The sequence below is a fragment of the Desulfobulbus alkaliphilus genome, assembly GCF_016918545.1.
Lineage (GTDB): Bacteria > Desulfobacterota > Desulfobulbia > Desulfobulbales > Desulfobulbaceae > Desulfobulbus > Desulfobulbus alkaliphilus.
Window position 1 is genome coordinate 1 of the sequence record NZ_JAFFQC010000211.1, and the last position, 456, is coordinate 456.

Here is a 456-nt window from a genome sequence, read left to right on the forward strand (position 1 = left end):
GTCCTGCAGCCAGCCCTTGTTGTATTGCGGGCGGCGGTGATAACCGAGGATGAAGGCCTCTTTCGCCTCGAAGCGATTGATGAGCCCCATCTTGTGGCGGTCTTCCGGGATGTGGCCGAGGCCGAAGTTGCGCACCCGCTCCGGATCGGCCGGATGGCTCAGGCTCACCTCGTGGCTCTGGGCTCCGGCGATGGTGAAGCTGCCCTTGCTGGGCTTGAGGATGCCGCCGAGCAGGCTGAGCAGCTCGGACTGGCCGTTGCCGGAGACCCCGGCGATGCCGACCACTTCCCCGGCGCGCACTTCGAAGCTGACGGACTTGACCCGCTCCACCCCGGCGTCATCGACATAAGAGAGGCCATCAACCTTGAGTTTGGCCTCGCCCGGCTGGGCGGTGCCCTTGTCGACCTTGAGGCGCACCTTGCGGCCCACCATCAGCTCGGCGAGCAGCTCCTTGTC

Annotated in this window: 1 protein-coding gene; it reads right to left on the reverse strand. The window is 66.0% G+C overall.

Going from position 1 to position 456, the window contains the following annotated elements:
• On the reverse strand, positions 1–456 hold a 456-nt coding region (locus JWG43_RS18155), incomplete at both ends, for an ATP-binding cassette domain-containing protein (protein WP_205244338.1).